This window comes from Streptomyces sp. NPDC031365, from assembly GCF_055569765.1.
On sequence record NZ_JBVIIM010000029.1, the window covers coordinates 74,356 to 88,277 of the forward strand.

10 protein-coding genes are annotated in these 13,922 nt (G+C 75.2%); 8 read left to right on the forward strand and 2 right to left on the reverse strand.

Annotated features, from left to right (window positions below; all coding sequences use genetic code 11):
- The first annotated feature begins 20 nt into the window (after positions 1–20).
- Genes ACZ5C2_RS31530 through ACZ5C2_RS31540 form a run of 3 tightly spaced genes read left to right on the forward strand, consistent with a single transcriptional unit; the run spans position 21 to position 6,828 of the window.
- The gene (locus ACZ5C2_RS31530; RefSeq protein ID WP_468799066.1) at positions 21–1,190 is read left to right on the forward strand and encodes an ATP-binding protein; all 1,170 of its coding nucleotides are present in this window, start codon (positions 21–23) and stop codon (positions 1,188–1,190) included.
- Positions 1,191–1,195: 5 nt separating this feature from the next.
- Complete coding sequence (locus ACZ5C2_RS31535) at positions 1,196–5,026, forward strand: vWA domain-containing protein (protein ID WP_468799026.1); 3,831 nt, start codon at positions 1,196–1,198, stop codon at positions 5,024–5,026.
- Positions 5,023–6,828: a hypothetical protein gene (locus tag ACZ5C2_RS31540; protein WP_468799028.1), complete on the forward strand. Its 1,806-nt coding sequence runs from the start codon at positions 5,023–5,025 to the stop codon at positions 6,826–6,828. Before ACZ5C2_RS31535 ends, ACZ5C2_RS31540 begins: the two co-directional genes overlap by 4 nt.
- A 355-nt stretch (positions 6,829–7,183) precedes the next feature.
- Here the strand turns inward: ACZ5C2_RS31540 and ACZ5C2_RS31545 are convergent, their stop codons facing one another.
- The gene (locus ACZ5C2_RS31545; RefSeq protein ID WP_468799030.1) at positions 7,184–8,878 is read right to left on the reverse strand and encodes an ATP-binding cassette domain-containing protein; all 1,695 of its coding nucleotides are present in this window, start codon (positions 8,876–8,878) and stop codon (positions 7,184–7,186) included.
- A 225-nt stretch (positions 8,879–9,103) separates the two neighbouring features.
- Between ACZ5C2_RS31545 and ACZ5C2_RS31550 the strand changes: the two genes are divergently transcribed.
- The 5 genes from ACZ5C2_RS31550 (at position 9,104) to ACZ5C2_RS31570 (ending at position 13,091) form a co-directional block, all read left to right on the forward strand.
- Positions 9,104–9,565, forward strand: a complete 462-nt coding sequence (locus tag ACZ5C2_RS31550; RefSeq protein ID WP_468799032.1) for a ribosomal maturation YjgA family protein — start codon at positions 9,104–9,106, stop codon at positions 9,563–9,565.
- 108 nt (positions 9,566–9,673) lie between these two features.
- Positions 9,674–10,858: an FAD-dependent monooxygenase gene (locus ACZ5C2_RS31555; RefSeq protein WP_468799034.1), complete on the forward strand. Its 1,185-nt coding sequence runs from the start codon at positions 9,674–9,676 to the stop codon at positions 10,856–10,858.
- A gap of 77 nt (positions 10,859–10,935) precedes the next feature.
- On the forward strand, positions 10,936–11,151 hold the full coding sequence (locus ACZ5C2_RS31560) for a hypothetical protein (RefSeq protein WP_468799036.1): 216 nt from the start codon (positions 10,936–10,938) through the stop codon (positions 11,149–11,151).
- Between the two features lie 318 nt (positions 11,152–11,469).
- Positions 11,470–12,543, forward strand: a complete 1,074-nt coding sequence (locus ACZ5C2_RS31565) for a P1 family peptidase (protein ID WP_468799038.1) — start codon at positions 11,470–11,472, stop codon at positions 12,541–12,543.
- Between the two features lie 107 nt (positions 12,544–12,650).
- Positions 12,651–13,091, forward strand: coding sequence for an OsmC family protein (locus ACZ5C2_RS31570; RefSeq protein ID WP_468799040.1), 441 nt, complete (start codon positions 12,651–12,653; stop codon positions 13,089–13,091).
- Between the two features lie 133 nt (positions 13,092–13,224).
- On the opposite strand, the gene ACZ5C2_RS31575 is transcribed toward ACZ5C2_RS31570, so the two are convergent.
- Positions 13,225–13,842, reverse strand: coding sequence for a TOPRIM nucleotidyl transferase/hydrolase domain-containing protein (locus ACZ5C2_RS31575; protein WP_468799042.1), 618 nt, complete (start codon positions 13,840–13,842; stop codon positions 13,225–13,227).
- Positions 13,843–13,922: the final 80 nt, after the last annotated feature.

A 13,922-nucleotide genomic window follows, 5' to 3' on the forward strand; every position in this document is an offset into this window, starting at 1 on the left:
ACCTGGAAGAACCCGAGCCGATGACCACCACCCTGTCCGCCTCCCCGGCCCGACAGATCATTCCGCCCGAGGACCGGTACGCGACCGAACTGGCCTTCCTCGCCGCCCACGACGACGGACCGCGCCCGCCCGCCTGGCGGCTCACCCCCCGCGCCGTCGTCACGTTCGTCATGGGCAGCGCCGGCGGCGCCCTGAAGCTGCCCGACGATGCCGAGGTGGACGAGGGGGTGCCCCGCCGCCTGGTGATCGAGGAGAAGTTCGTCGGCGACCGGGCGCTGGTCGAGCGGTGTGTGGTGACGCTTGCGGGGGAGCGCGGCCTGCTGCTCGTCGGCGAGCCCGGTACCGCCAAGTCGATGCTGTCGGAGCTGCTCTCCGCCGCCGTGTGCGGCACCAGCGGCCTGGTCGTGCAGGGCACCGCCGGTACCACCGAGGACCAGCTCAAGTACGGCTGGAACTACGCGCTGCTGCTGGCGCAGGGCCCCACCCGGCAGGCGCTCGTGCCCTCGCCCGTGCTGACCGCCATGTCCCGGGGCGCCGTGGCCCGCGTCGAGGAGGTCACCCGCTGCCTGCCCGAAGTGCAGGACGCCCTGGTGTCGTTGCTTTCCGAGCGGCGCATCGCCGTCCCCGAACTGGCCGGCGGCGAGGACGCCCTGGCGCATGCCGCGCCCGGGTTCAACCTCATCGCCACCGCCAACCTCCGCGACAAGGGCGTCTCCGAGATGTCCGCGGCCCTCAAGCGCCGCTTCAACTTCGAGACCGTCGGTCCCATCGGGGACCTCGACGCGGAGACCGAGCTGGTGCGCGGCCAGGCGCGGGCGTCCGTGGAGCGGGCCGGTGCGCCGTTCCATGTCGACGACGCCGTGCTGGAGGCCCTGGTCACGGCGTTCCGGGACCTGCGCGAGGGCCGGTCGGCGGAGGGCTGGGAGGTGGAGCGACCCTCGACGGTGATGAGCACCGCGGAGGCCGTGTCCGTCGCCGGGGCGCTCGCCCTGGCCGCGGCGTACTTCCCGGGCGACCGCGACGTGCTCGGACTGCTGCCCGGTCATCTGCTCGGAGTGGTCCGCAAGGACGACCCCGCCGACGCCGCCCGGCTGCGCGGCTACTGGGACGGCCCCGTCCGGCGCCGCGCCGAACAGGGATCCGCCACCTGGCGCACCCTGTGGGACCTGCGTACGGTCCTGGAGGGCTGACGGCCGTGTCGCTCCCCCAAAGGGTGGTCCCCCAGGGGCCGCCCGTCCTGCCCGACGAGGCCCTCGCCCTCCTCACGGACCGGTCCGCGCCCTATCTGGTCGGCGTACGGCACCACGCTCCCTCCCTGGCCGCGGCCGTGCCCGCGCTGCTGGACGAGGCGAAGCCTCAGGTGCTGCTCGTCGAACTGCCGGCCGAGATGCAGCAGTGGCTGCCCTGGCTGGGGCACGAGGAGACACGCGCCCCGGTGGCGCTCGCCGCCGCTCCCGTCGACGGGAGCGGCGGGGGACCGGCGTTCTATCCGTTCGCCGATTTCTCGCCCGAACTGGCCGCTGTGCGCTGGGCAGCCCGGCACGGCGTACCGGTGGTCGCCTGCGACCTGCCGCTCGCCGACCGCGCGTGGGCCGAAGGACGGCGGGCCGCCGCGACGGGGGCCGGCGGCCCCGGGCTCGCCACCGCCGTACGGGCCCGCCTGACTGGCCGTCCCGGGGACGACCTCTGGGACCGGCTCGTCGAGGCGACCGCCCCCGGCTCCCCGCCCGAAGCCCTGCGCCGGGCCGCCCTGCTCACCGGGTGGGCGCTGCGCGAGGACGCGGCCGCCTCGGGCGGCGTACCGGAAGTGGACCTGCGGCGCGAGCGCTGGATGCGCGCCCGGCTGGCGGAGGCCACCGCACGGGGCGAGCGGGCCGCCGTGGTCGTGGGCGCCTTCCACGCCCCCGCGCTCGTTCGGCAGGAGGCCGGCGAGGAGGCGGCACCGGACCCGGACCCGCGGCGGCCCGGCTGGACCACGTCGCTGATCCCGTACACGTACGCCCTCCTCGACGAGCGATCCGGTTACCCGGCGGGCATCCGGGACCCCGAGTGGCAGGACATGGTCCTGCGCGCGGCGGGAGATCCGGCGGCGCTCGAGGAGGCCCTGACCCGGGCGGCCGTACGCGTCTGCGCCGAACTGCGCGGGCTCGGCCACCCCTCCGGACCCGCCGACGCACGGGAGATCATCCGTCTCGCCTCGGACCTCGCCCGGCTGCGCGGCCTGCCCGCGGCCGGCCGTGGTGAACTGGTCGAGGCCGTGCAGACGGTCCTTGCCCAGGGGGAGCCGTACGGGAGGGGGCGGGCCGTGGCGCGGGCGATGGAGCGCGTCCTCGTCGGCACCCGCAGCGGACGTCCCGCACCGCAGGCGCCGCGCAGCGGGCTCGCCCCCGCTGTCGAGGCCGAGGTGGCGTGCCTCGGCCTGCCCGGTCCGGAGGCGGGTGGTCCCGCGCGGGACCTGCGGCTCGACCCGCTGCGGTCCGGCCTCGACCTGCGGCGCGAACTGCTGCTGCGTCGGCTGACGGTGTGCGGGGTGCCCTACGGGGAGGCCAAGGAGGTCGTCGGCGCGGGCGGAGCCGAGGCTCTCACCTCGCGGTGGGAGGTGCGCTGGACGCCGGCCACGGCGGCCGTGCTGACCGCGGCCGGCGTACGGGGAGTCACCCCCGAGCAGGCCGCCGAAGGTGTCCTGCGGGAACGGCGGCACGTGGAGCACGACGAGGGCGGACCGACGGCCGCGCAAGCCCTCGCAGGACTCGCCCAGGCCGCGGGGTGCGGCCTGGGCGGCCTGACGGACGAACGGCTCGGCGATGTCGCCGACGCCCTGCCCGGGGCCGGTACCCTGCCCGAACTTCTCGCCGCTCTGGCCCTGCTGGACCGGCTGCGGGCCGGTCATGTCCCAGGGCTCGGTTCCGACGCGGACCGTGAGGCCCGGGTTGCCGCCGTCGCGGAGTTGCTCACGGCGGCGGCGGTACGGCAGGTGGACGGGCTGACCGGATCCGAGGACCTGGCCGACGCCCATGCCCTGCTCGAACTCGCCCACCGTACCGACCTGCTGGGCGGCATCCGGCTCGCCGACGCCCTGGACCGGCTGTCCGCCGGCGGCTCCCCGCTGATGCGCGGAGCCGCCGGAGCCGTCCGTGTCCTGCTCGGGCACGAGGACGCGCGGGCCTTCGGCGACCGCGTGGCCTCCTGGGTCGACGGGGCCACCGACCCCGACTCCCGCGCCGCGCTCACCGCCCGGCTCAGCGGCCTGCTGTCCGCGGCAGGCCCGCTGCTGGAGACGGCGGAGCCCGCGCTGGAGCCCCTGCTCACCCGGGTGAGCGAGTTGCCCGACCGGGAGTTCCTCGACCGGCTCCCCGCGCTGCGCGGCGGATTCGACACCCTGAGCCCCGCGGCCCGCGACCGGCTCTTCGCCTCCGTCGACGAGCGCCTCGGCACCGCGTACATCGCCGACACCGACGGTGCCGACCCGGCCGCCCTCGCCGCCTGGACCGCGGCGGACTTCACGGCCCGCGAAAGGCTGCGGTCCCTGGGACTGCTGCCGGGACCGGACGGAGGGCCGGCCGAGGAAGGCGCGGCCGGAGGTCGCCCGCCGGACGGGACGTCGAAGGCCGCGAGCGGCCCCCCGGACGGGGACACCCGGAAGCCCACCACGGTGCGCCCCTCGGCGGGCGTCACGGCACAACCCGTGCCGGATGCCGCGACGGAGTCCGGGGCGGATGCCCCAGCGCCATCCGAGCCCGGTGCCGACGTGCGCTCCGGGCCGGACACTCCGGCGTCACCCGAGCCGGATGTCGTGGCGCGATGCGGACCGGCTGCTCCGGTGTCACCGGGGCCGGATGCCCCGGTGCGATCCGGACCGGTGGGCGCGGGGACGAACGGCACCGTCGAGGGCATCGCTCCTCCCGGGAGCGGGGACCATTTCCTCGCTCCCGCCGACCGCTGGCGCCTGCTTCTCGGCCGCCGCACCGACGCGCTGCCGCCGTCCGCCGCGCCGCTCGCGACCGCGCTGGACGAGCTGTACGGCAGCGGACGCGGCGAAGGCAGCCGGGGCAGCCTCGCTGGCCCGGGGGCCGGTGGGGGACGCGAGGCCCCGTATCCCGGGGTGCGGGAGTGGTCGGAGGAGCTGGCCGCGCTGTTCGGGCCGGGCATCCGCGAGGAAGTCCTCGCGGCGGCCGCCGCCTCCGGCCGCAGTGACGTCCTCACCGAACTGGACGCGGACGGGGTGCGCCCTTCGGTGGACCTGTTGCGCACCGTGCTGCGGCACGCGGGAGGCCTGCCCGAGGCCCGGCTGGCCGCACTGCGTCCGCTCGTACGGCGGCTGGTCGACGCGCTGGCCCGGCAGCTGGCCACCCGCCTGCGCCCCGCCCTGCACGGTACGGCCCTGCCCCGCCCCAGCAGACGGCCCGGCGGCGGCCTGGACCTGCCGCGCACCCTGCGGGCAAACCTGGCGACCGCCCGCCGCGCCCCGGACGGCACGGTGCGGGTGATCCCCGAGCGGCCGGTCTTCCGCACCCGCGGTCGCCGCGCCGCCGACTGGCGGCTGATCCTGGTCACCGACGTGTCGGGGTCCATGGAGGCGTCCACGGTCTGGGCCGCGCTGACCGCTTCGGTGCTGGCGGGGGTCCCGACCCTCTCCACCCACTTCCTGGCCTTCTCCACGGAGGTCATCGACCTCACCGGGCACGTCGACGACCCGCTGTCCCTGCTGCTGGAGGTCAGCGTCGGCGGCGGCACCCACATCGCCGCGGGACTGCGGCACGCGCGCGAACTCGTCACCGTGCCGTCACGCACCCTCGTCGTGGTCGTCAGCGACTTCGAGGAGGGCTACCCGCTCGGCGGTCTGCTCGCCGAGGTCCGCGCACTGGTCTCGGCCGGCTGCCACATCCTGGGCTGCGCAAGCCTCGACGACACCGGCCGGCCCCGCTACTCCACGGGGGTGGCCGGCCGGCTCGTCGCCGCCGGCATGCCCGTCGCCGCCCTCAGCCCGCTCGAACTCGCCCGCTGGGTAGGGGAGAAGATCGCATGAGCCCGGACCTGCCTCCGGTCGTCCCGTCCGTCACCGCCGAACTCGTCGGGGCGCTCCCGCCCCGGCTCCGCAAACGGCTGGACGCGGGCGTCACCAAGCTCCTGGCGCGTCCGGCCACCCGGGACGGCGACACCGTGCGGATCGCCGTCGACGACGAGGCCGACGTCGTCCTGCACGCGCCGGGCGGAGTGGTGACCAGTGTGGACGCGATCCGCTGCGGATGCCTGCTGGCCCCCGACTGCCTGCACCGCGCGGCGGCCGCCTCGGCCGCGCCGGTCGCCGACGACACCCCGGACGACACCCAGAACGGCGCCGGGGACACGGACATGCGGGACACAACCCTGGGAAAGGGGCGAGCCGGGTCGACGGCAATGCCGGGCCGGCCGACTGGGGCGACGGAACCCGAGACCGCCACCGCCGGCCAACGCGCCGCCGCCCGCGCGGTGTTCGAGGCGGCAGCCGCCGTCCTGGAAGCCGGTACGGACGGTGCCGGTGCCGTGCTCCAGGCGGAGCTTCTGCACGCCGCGCACACCGCCCGCCTCGCCGGCCTCCCGCGGGCCTCCGCCGCGGCCGTGTCCGTGGTGACCGCGGTCCGGGCGGCCCGTGCCGCCGACCCCGGGTACCGGCTCACCGGCCTCGCCGACGCGTTCGCCGCCGTCCTCGGCGTCGCCCACCGCCTTCCGCACGCCAGCGGCCCCGACCTGACCGAACTGCGCGGCACGGTCCGCCGGCCGTACCGCCCCGACGGCTCCCTGCGCCTGTACGGGGTCTTCTCCGAACCCGTCCTCACGGCCACCGGCTACGCGGGCGCGGTCACCTGGACCGCCGACGCCGACGGGCGTCTGTACACGGTGTCGGACGTGGCACCCGGTGGCCCCGCCCGGGCGGCCGGCGCCGCCGACCGGGCCGTACCCGTCGGCGGCACCTCCCTGACCCACCGCGAGCTGTCACGGGCCGGGCTGGCCGTGTCCGGCGCCACCGTCTCCCCGACGGGCCGCCTCGGCGCGGGCGCCGGAGTACGGGCCGTCCGCGCGTCCGGCGCGGCCTGGCATGCCGAACCGCTGGACCGGCTGTGGGCCGTCCCCGCCGCCGAACAGGTGACCCGGGCCCTGAACGGCGGGCAGGACCTGCTGTTCCTCGAGGTGACCCTCGTCGGCACGCTGCGTGAGGCGACGGGCGACTGTCTGCTGGCCGACTGCGCGGGCGTGCCCTTGCGGCTGGTCACCGCCCACGACGATCCGGTCCTGCCCTGCCGTGACAACCTCCGCCTGCTCGCCGCCGCCAGGGGCAGCCGGCTGCGGATCGTCGCGCGTCTGGCGCCCGGCCCGCAGCCCCGTGCCCTGCTGCTCGCCACCGAACACCCCACCGATCCCGCGGCCCGGGTGGATCTGGGCCTGGACCGCCTGCAGCGAGCCGATCTGCCCCCCGGGTCCCTCGTGCCGCCGGCTGCGGCCGCTTCCGGCGGCGGGGACGAGGCCCCACTGCACCTGCTGCGCCGCCGCGTCCACCAGGCGGTGCCGGGGGGCCGTCGGGTCCTCGCCCTCGCCGGCAGCACGCCGGGCGATGCCGCCCGCCTGCGCCGTGCCGGACTCGCCACGGCGGCCGGCCTCCTCGACGACCTCCACGCCGCTGCGGCGGACCGGTCCCGTGACGCCTTCGGCCGCCTGCTCCCGGCCGACACGGGCCGCTTCGCCCGGTCCTGGCTGGCCGCGGCCGTCTACACCGGCGTGGTCGAACAGGCACTGTGCGCCCACGCGTGGGGAGCCGCCACCGACGGGGTGGCCTCGTCGGCCAGGATGTGACCGGCGGGGTCTGCCGGTCCTCCCGCTCCACCGGGAGCCACAGTTCGGCGTCGGCTTCGGTGTTGTCCGGGAGCGCGCTGCCGGTTCGAGATGGCGCTCGATGTGTTCGATCGTCTGGTTGAGCCGTTCCAGCACGTCCGGTCCCCGACCTCTTTCGTGGACACCGCGCCAGGCAGCCCGCACACCACCGCACCCGACATCCTGGGCCCGACCGGATCGGGTCCGCGCGGTCACCGTGCCCGTGAGCCGGACGATCCGGATCAGGCTGCTCGCGTCCGCAGGGGTCACCGCGTCGACCGCTGTGCGGCCGCTGCCGGTTGGCCCAGGACCGGATCACCGCCGCTCCGCCACCCGGCTACCCGGAGGGCCGGGAACGCGACGGGGACGGTGCCGAGGCCTCCTGCTCCACCCGCAGCAGTGGCCAGTCCGCGAGGTCCCGCAGCAACTGTCGGTCGTGTGTCGCGACGACGACGGCGGCGCCTGTGGCGCGGATCGCGTCGGTCAGTTCGTCGACCAGCCGGGGCGACAGGTGGTTCGTCGGCTCGTCGAGCAGGATCAGCGTGGGCCGCCCGGACAACGCCAGCGCCAGATCGAGGCGCCGCAGCTGCCCCTGAGACATTCGCCCCACCGGCGTACGCGCCGCCTCGGAGTCGAGCAGCCCGAGCGCCGGGAACGGGACGGCTCCGTCACCGTGCGGCATTCCACGGACCGTCAGCCGGCCCACGTGACGCTCGTACACCTCCCGGGCGGTGAGCAGGGGGTCGTGCCCGGCGGTCTCCTGGCCGACCTGGACGATCTGTGCCCCGTTCGCCGTCCGCACGTACCCGTCCGTGGGCCGGAGCGAACCGGCCAGCACCGCGAGCAGTGTGGACTTCCCGGCGCCGTTGGGTCCGGTGACGAGCAGGCGGTCGCCGCTGTCGAGCGTGAGGCCGACCGGACCGGCCAGCCGCCCGTCCACGGCCACTCCGTGCGCCCGCAACTGCGGCGTTCCCGGCTCTGCTTCCGGTTCCGGCCACCGCAGCGCCGGTGGCGGCTCCGGCACGTCGATCCGGTGCGCCCGCAGGGCCTCCTGCTGCCGGTTCAGGGCCTGCACGACGCCCGGTGCGCGGGACTGGCGCTGGTGCTTGCCGGTCCCCTTGTCCGGCCGCCAGCCGGTGGAGAGGTGGTCGCGGGCCTTGGACACCGCGTCCCGCAGCCGCAGGTGCTCGGCCTGCTGGCGCTCGTACTCCTGCTCCCAGCGTTCCCGTTCACGACGCCGGGCGTCCTGCCAGTCGTCGTACCCGCCGGTGTACAGGCATGCCCTTCCCTCACGGGCCGGGTCGAGGTCGACGAACCGGTCCGCCACGTCGCGCAGCAGCGCCCTGTCGTGGCTGACGAAGGCGAGACCGCCCTGGTGCTCGCGCAGCCTCCGGGTGAGGAAGTGCAGCCCGCCGGCGTCGAGATGGTTGGTCGGCTCGTCGAGCAGCAGGACGTCGTGCCGGGCGCCGAGCAGACAGGCCAGCCGGACGCGGTAGCGCTGCCCGACCGAAAGCGTCGCCAGCGGACGGCCGCGGTCGGTACAGGCGCCGAGGGCCTCCAGGGCGACGTCGACCCGGCGTTCGGCGTCCCAGGCGTTGAGGCGGGTGGCGGCGTCGAGCGCGGAGGCATAGCGCTCGTCGGCGGCAAGGTCGCCCCTGGCCAGGGCGAGGGCCGCTTCGTCCAGCGCGCCGAGTGCCGAGAGAGAGGCGGCCAGCGCGGCGGAGGTCAGGGTGCCGACGGTTTCCCCGTCACGCGCGGACAGTTCCTGCCGGGCCAGACCGACCGTGCCCGTTCGCCGCACAGTGCCCTCGTCGGGCGTGATCAGTCCGGCGAGGACATGCAGCAGTGTCGTCTTCCCCCGGCCGTTCTCGCCCACGACGGCGATCCGCGACCGTGTGGAGACGGTGACCGAGAGGTCGTTCAGGACACGCCGGGACCCGCGGGTCACGGTGATGTTCTCGGCGCGGACGTGCGCGCCGGAGCCTGCCTCGACGGGCAGGGACAGGGCTTGTGCAGGGGGATCGGGATTCAACGGATGCTCCGCAGCTCGCAGGGGAGCCGGGCAGCGATGAGGGCCGCCCGGCGGGAACCGGAACGGCGAGCGCGGATTCAGCAGGAGGGGCGCCGCCGTCAGCGGGCGGAGCGGACCTTCTGTGACCAGATACCTCGTGCCATGCGGGCAGGCTACCAACGCGGGCGCCCCGCTTCATCCCCATTACGGCCCGCGGCGGCACCGGGCGGCATCAGAATGATCACCATGACCTGCGATCTCCGAACCCGCGACGGCATCCCGGGTCATGCGGTACCCGGGCGCCTCGCGGCGGCTGCGGCCGTGCCGGCCGTCATCGGCGCGGGACTGGTTCTGAGGGCAGTGGCGACGGGTGACCTGGCCAAATACGGCGGAGATGCCCTGTACACCCTGCTGGTTCTCGCCCTCGTCGTCCTGGCCGCACCAGGGACGACGCCCCCGCGAGCCGCCGCAGTCGCGCTGGCCGTCAGCTGGGGCGTCGAGTTCCTGCAGTTCACCGGGCTGCCTGCGCAGCTCGCACGGCACAGCACCGTCGCCCGTCTGGCCCTCGGTTCCACCTTCAACGCACCGGACCTGTTCTGGTACACAGCGGGCGCGGCAGTCGGCTGGCTCGTCCTGAGCTACGTGTGGCGCCGTGGCGAGGCCCGCCACTTGCCGAACCGATCGAATATCGATAGCTTCCTATCGTAATTCGATCGAAGCGCCGTCTTGGTGAGCACCTGAGTCGAGCGACGCCACGACACGCGCCCCGCAGCGCGTTCACGTCGACCCATGACCGACTCCACGAGGAGCACAGCCATGCCCACAGCAGCCCGCACAGCCCACCGCCCTCGCGGCGTGGCCAAGTGCGACGTCCTGGTGGCCGGAGCCGGGCTGGCCGGCCTGCACGTCGCCACCCTCCTCGCCCGCCAGGGCCACGACGTGCTGCTCGTCGACCGGCGAACCACTCTGGCCGCGGCGATCCGCACCACGGGAATCTTCGTACGCAAGACACTCGACGACTTTCCGCTGCCCGACGAGCACCTCGGACCCCCGATCCGACGTGTCCTGCTCTACCCTCCCGGCCTGCGCCGCCCTGTCAGCCTGGTCAGCGACCGCGACGAGTACCGGGTGGGCGACATGGCGCGGCTGTACGAGGCGGCGGCCGGGGCCGCCGCCGAAGCCGGCGTGCGGATCGCGCTGGGCACGCGGTACGCCGGCCGGCGCGGCGGCACCTTCCACCTGATCGGCCGCGACGGTCCGGCCGAGGTCGGGGCGCGGTTCGTCGTCGGTGCCGACGGAGCCCGTTCGACCGTCGCGCGTGACCTCGGCCTCGACCGCAACCGCCACCTCCTGGTGGGCGCCGAGGAGGTCTTCGAAGTCCTCCCGAACGGCGAACCACCCACCTTCCACTGCGTACTCGACCCCTCGATCGCCCCCGGATACCTGGCCTGGGTGATCCACGACGGGCAGCACGCCCACGTCGGCACCGCCGGCTACGCCGACCGCTTCCCGGGAGGCCTGCGCCGGGCCCTGGAACGCTTCAGCGCCTCGGCACCCGGACTGTCCGGCGCGGACCGGCCCGAGGCGGTGGAGCGGCGCGGGGGACCGATACCCGTCGGCGGCGTGTTGCGCCGCATCAGCTGCGCCGACGGACTTCTCGTCGGAGACGCCGCGGGCGCGGTCTCCCCGCTCACCGCCGGAGGCCTGGACCCCTGTCTACGCCTGTCGGAACTGGCCGCCTCCGTCCTCGACGACGCGCTGAGCGCCGGGAAACCGGACGTGCTGGCGCACTACGGGGGAGCCGGGCTGCGGGCCGCCTTCCGGGGGCGGCTCTCGCTGCGCCGAGGGCTGTCCCACGTACGGACGCCGGCCGCGACCACGGCGGCGTTCACTCTGCTGCGCACACCGCTGGGCCGCGCCGCGGCCGGCCGGATCCTCTTCGGCGACCGGTCCTTCCCCGGTCGACCCGCTGCTCCCCGCGTCCACGTCGCGCACCGGTGACGGCCGGGGGGCGGAAGCCCCCGGCCCGGGAGACACGCCCGCATGCGCGCGGATGCCACCCATTGCACGCTGGTGTCATGGTGAGCGACCACCCCATCGTGATCTACCCGCCCGGTGACGACGGCGGCCGGCGCGTCCGCGCGGGCGCACGGTTTCTGGGCATGGCGTACGGGCTGCTGGATGTCGTGGAGTTCCTCCGCCTGGCCGGGCTGGACGACATCGACGACGACTGGATGCGGCAGTCCGCGCTGGTCGAGTGGCGCGGCGGCGGCCCGGACGCCTGGAGCGGGTGACCGGCCGTCGGTGCCGTCCGGCAGGGTGTGGGCCCTGGGCGAACGTGTTGAACGGGTCGACGAGCAGGAGGAGATCCTCGCCGTGGTCAGCAGGGACGACGCCGTACGCCACGGCCGGCTGCATCGCATCGCACGGTCCGGGGATCGGCGTACCGTCCCGGGCGGTCGATGGCGTCACGGCCGTGGTCGTCCCTCCCGCGCCACCCGTGTCGCACACGTTCCACCGGGGTGACGGACGGTGCGCTCGCCCGGCGGGCGGGCCCCCACCCGCCGAGGCCCCGTGAGGCCTGCCGGGACGCCTGTGTACCGTCCGGTCGTATGGATCAGCCGCCCCGCCCGCAGCCCACACCGGACCCCCGGCCCCGCGCCCGTGACCTCGGCATCGTCATCGGACGCACCGCTGCCGGCCCTCTGGGCGCGATCACCGATGTGCCGGGCGTCCGCGTCGGCCACACCACGGTCCGCCGGGACGCCGGGGTGCACAGCGGAGTCACCGCCGTGGTGCCCGACGCGGTGAGCCCCCGAGCCCCGCTGCCCGCGGGGGTGTTCACCGGCAACGGCTACGGCAAACTCCTCGGCACGACTCAGCTCACGGAACTCGGCACGCTGGAGACCCCGGTGCTGCTCACTTCCACCCTGTCGGCGTTCCGTGTCGCCGACGCCCTCGTCGGCTGGACACTCCGACGTCCCGGCTGCGAGGACGTACAGAGCCTCAACCCCGTCGTGGGGGAGTGCAACGACGGTTTCCTGTCCGACATCCGCTCACGGCCGGTCCGGGAGGAGCACGTCCGGGCCGCGCTCGACGGGGCGTCGGGCGGACCGGTGGCCGAGGGCTGCGTCGGCGCCGGCACCGGCACGATCGCTCTCGGATTCAAGGCCGGCATCGGCACCGCCTCGCGCACACCGGACCTGGGAGACCGGCGGATCACCGTGGGTGTCCTGGTGCAGGCGAACTTCGGCGGCACCTTGCGTGTGCTGGGCCGCACCGTCACCCCGCGGTCCCTGGGGTTCGAGCCCGACGATCCGGCGCCGGTCGCGGAGACCGGCTCCTGCATGATCGTGGTGGCCACGGACGCCCCGCTCGACGCCCGGCAGCTCACCCGTGTCGCGCGGCGGGCGGTGTTCGCGCTCGCTCGCACGGGCGCGGCCTACAGCCACGGCAGCGGCGACTACGCCGTGGCCTTCGGCACGCGGCCGGACGCCGGCGCCCCTGCGGCGGACGCCGAACTGGGCCCGCTGTTCGAAGCGGTTCTCGACGCGGTGGAGGAGGCGGTGCTCAACTCCCTGCTCGCCGCGACGACGACCACCGGATTCCGCGGCCGGACCGTGCGGGCCCTTCCGGCGGACCTGCTGCTCGCCGCCCTCACCAGTCCCGCCCTGAACGGGAATTGACGGGCGACGGCTCCGGGGCGGGCGCCCGGCGGACACGAGGGCGCCGACCGCGACCGGCCGGTTCCCCTTGCCCGCCGTTCGGGCTCCGGCGGCGCTACTGTCGACGCATGAGCGAAGACTCCAGGCGTTCCGTCGTCGTCGAGCGAACCGGCACCGGCAACTTCGTCGCCACCAATGCCCGCGGTGGCACGATCGCCTTCGGTACCGCTTCCGGCGACAGCCGGAACGTCGATTTCACTCCGGTGGAACTGCTGCTCGCCGCCATCGGCGGCTGCACCGCCGCGGACGTTGATGTGGCCACAGCCCGTCACGCCGAGCCCGCCGAGTTCTCGGTGTCGGTAACGGGCGACAAGATCAGCGATGACCTGGGCAACCGCATGACCAACCTCGTGGTCACCTTCGACGTCACCTTCAGGGACGGCGAGGGCGCGGACCGAGCCCGCGCGATCCTTCCTCGCGCGGTGCGGACGTCCCACGACCGGCTCTGCACGGTCAGCCGCACCATCGAGGTCGGCACCCCCGTCAGGACGACGGTCACGGACGTCTGACCGGAGGCCTCCCGCCTTCTCCGCGGCCCGGACCGCCACGGCAGTGGCCGGCCGATCGGCCCCGCCGCGTCCGGGCGCCTGCAACCCCTGCCGCAGGCGGTCGCGCGACCGAGGCCAGCGCGAACCGGAGCGGTCAGAGGGCGGCGAGCAGGCCGTCGAGCGGGGCGGGTACGCGCGCGGTGCCGAGTGCCTCGACGAGAACCCGGCCGTAGTGGATCTTGCGCCCCTTCTTCGTGCCGAAGAAACGCCGGAGCTGCTGCTGTGAGGCGCGGCCCTGCTGCGCGGGCTGGCGCAGGAAGGTCTGCAGCGCGCGGTCGTCGCCCTCGGCACGGATGACCTCCTTCACCCGGGTCACGCCCAGTGCCCGGATGAGCTCGTCCTCCAGATCCGCCGCGCAGACGAAGAACTCCTGCCCTTGCGCACCGGCCCGCTCCAGGCCGCGCGCGTAGTAGCCGTGCTCCGCCTCGTCGCACAGTCCCGTGAGGCGCAGCCCCAGTCCGGGCGGTCCGACGAGGCCGGCGAAGCGCGCGACGCTCATCGCACCGCCCATCGGCAGAAGGCAGACCCCTTCGGCCGCCAGGTCCCGGCCGCGGCTCGCCGCCAGCGCGTCGACCGCCGCCGCGTCGCTCAGCCCTTCGAGCAGGATGGCCGTGCGGACGCCCAGCCGGGTGGTCAGTTCACGCGCGGCATCACCTGAGGCACCGGCCGCCCATGCGGTGACCGCCTCCCGGAACGCACTCATGTCCGCCATGGGGCGAGTCTCCGTCCTTTCCGGCCGCCGGGACAGCCGATTTTCGTCCGGGCACTTGTCGCATCCCTGACAAGGCGGAG

Bases quoted from the DNA above. Each gene is read 5' to 3' on its own strand.
- ACZ5C2_RS31530 (WP_468799066.1), top strand. From the start codon at position 21: ATGACCACCACCCTGTCCGCCTCCCCGGCCCGACAGATCATTCCGCCC.
- ACZ5C2_RS31540 (WP_468799028.1), top strand. From the start codon at position 5,023: ATGAGCCCGGACCTGCCTCCGGTCGTCCCGTCCGTCACCGCCGAACTC.
- ACZ5C2_RS31550 (WP_468799032.1), top strand. From the start codon at position 9,104: ATGACCTGCGATCTCCGAACCCGCGACGGCATCCCGGGTCATGCGGTA.
- ACZ5C2_RS31555 (WP_468799034.1), top strand. From the start codon at position 9,674: ATGCCCACAGCAGCCCGCACAGCCCACCGCCCTCGCGGCGTGGCCAAG.
- ACZ5C2_RS31560 (WP_468799036.1), top strand. From the start codon at position 10,936: ATGGTGAGCGACCACCCCATCGTGATCTACCCGCCCGGTGACGACGGC.
- ACZ5C2_RS31565 (WP_468799038.1), top strand. From the start codon at position 11,470: ATGGATCAGCCGCCCCGCCCGCAGCCCACACCGGACCCCCGGCCCCGC.
- ACZ5C2_RS31570 (WP_468799040.1), top strand. From the start codon at position 12,651: ATGAGCGAAGACTCCAGGCGTTCCGTCGTCGTCGAGCGAACCGGCACC.
- ACZ5C2_RS31575 (WP_468799042.1), bottom strand. From the start codon at position 13,842: ATGGCGGACATGAGTGCGTTCCGGGAGGCGGTCACCGCATGGGCGGCC.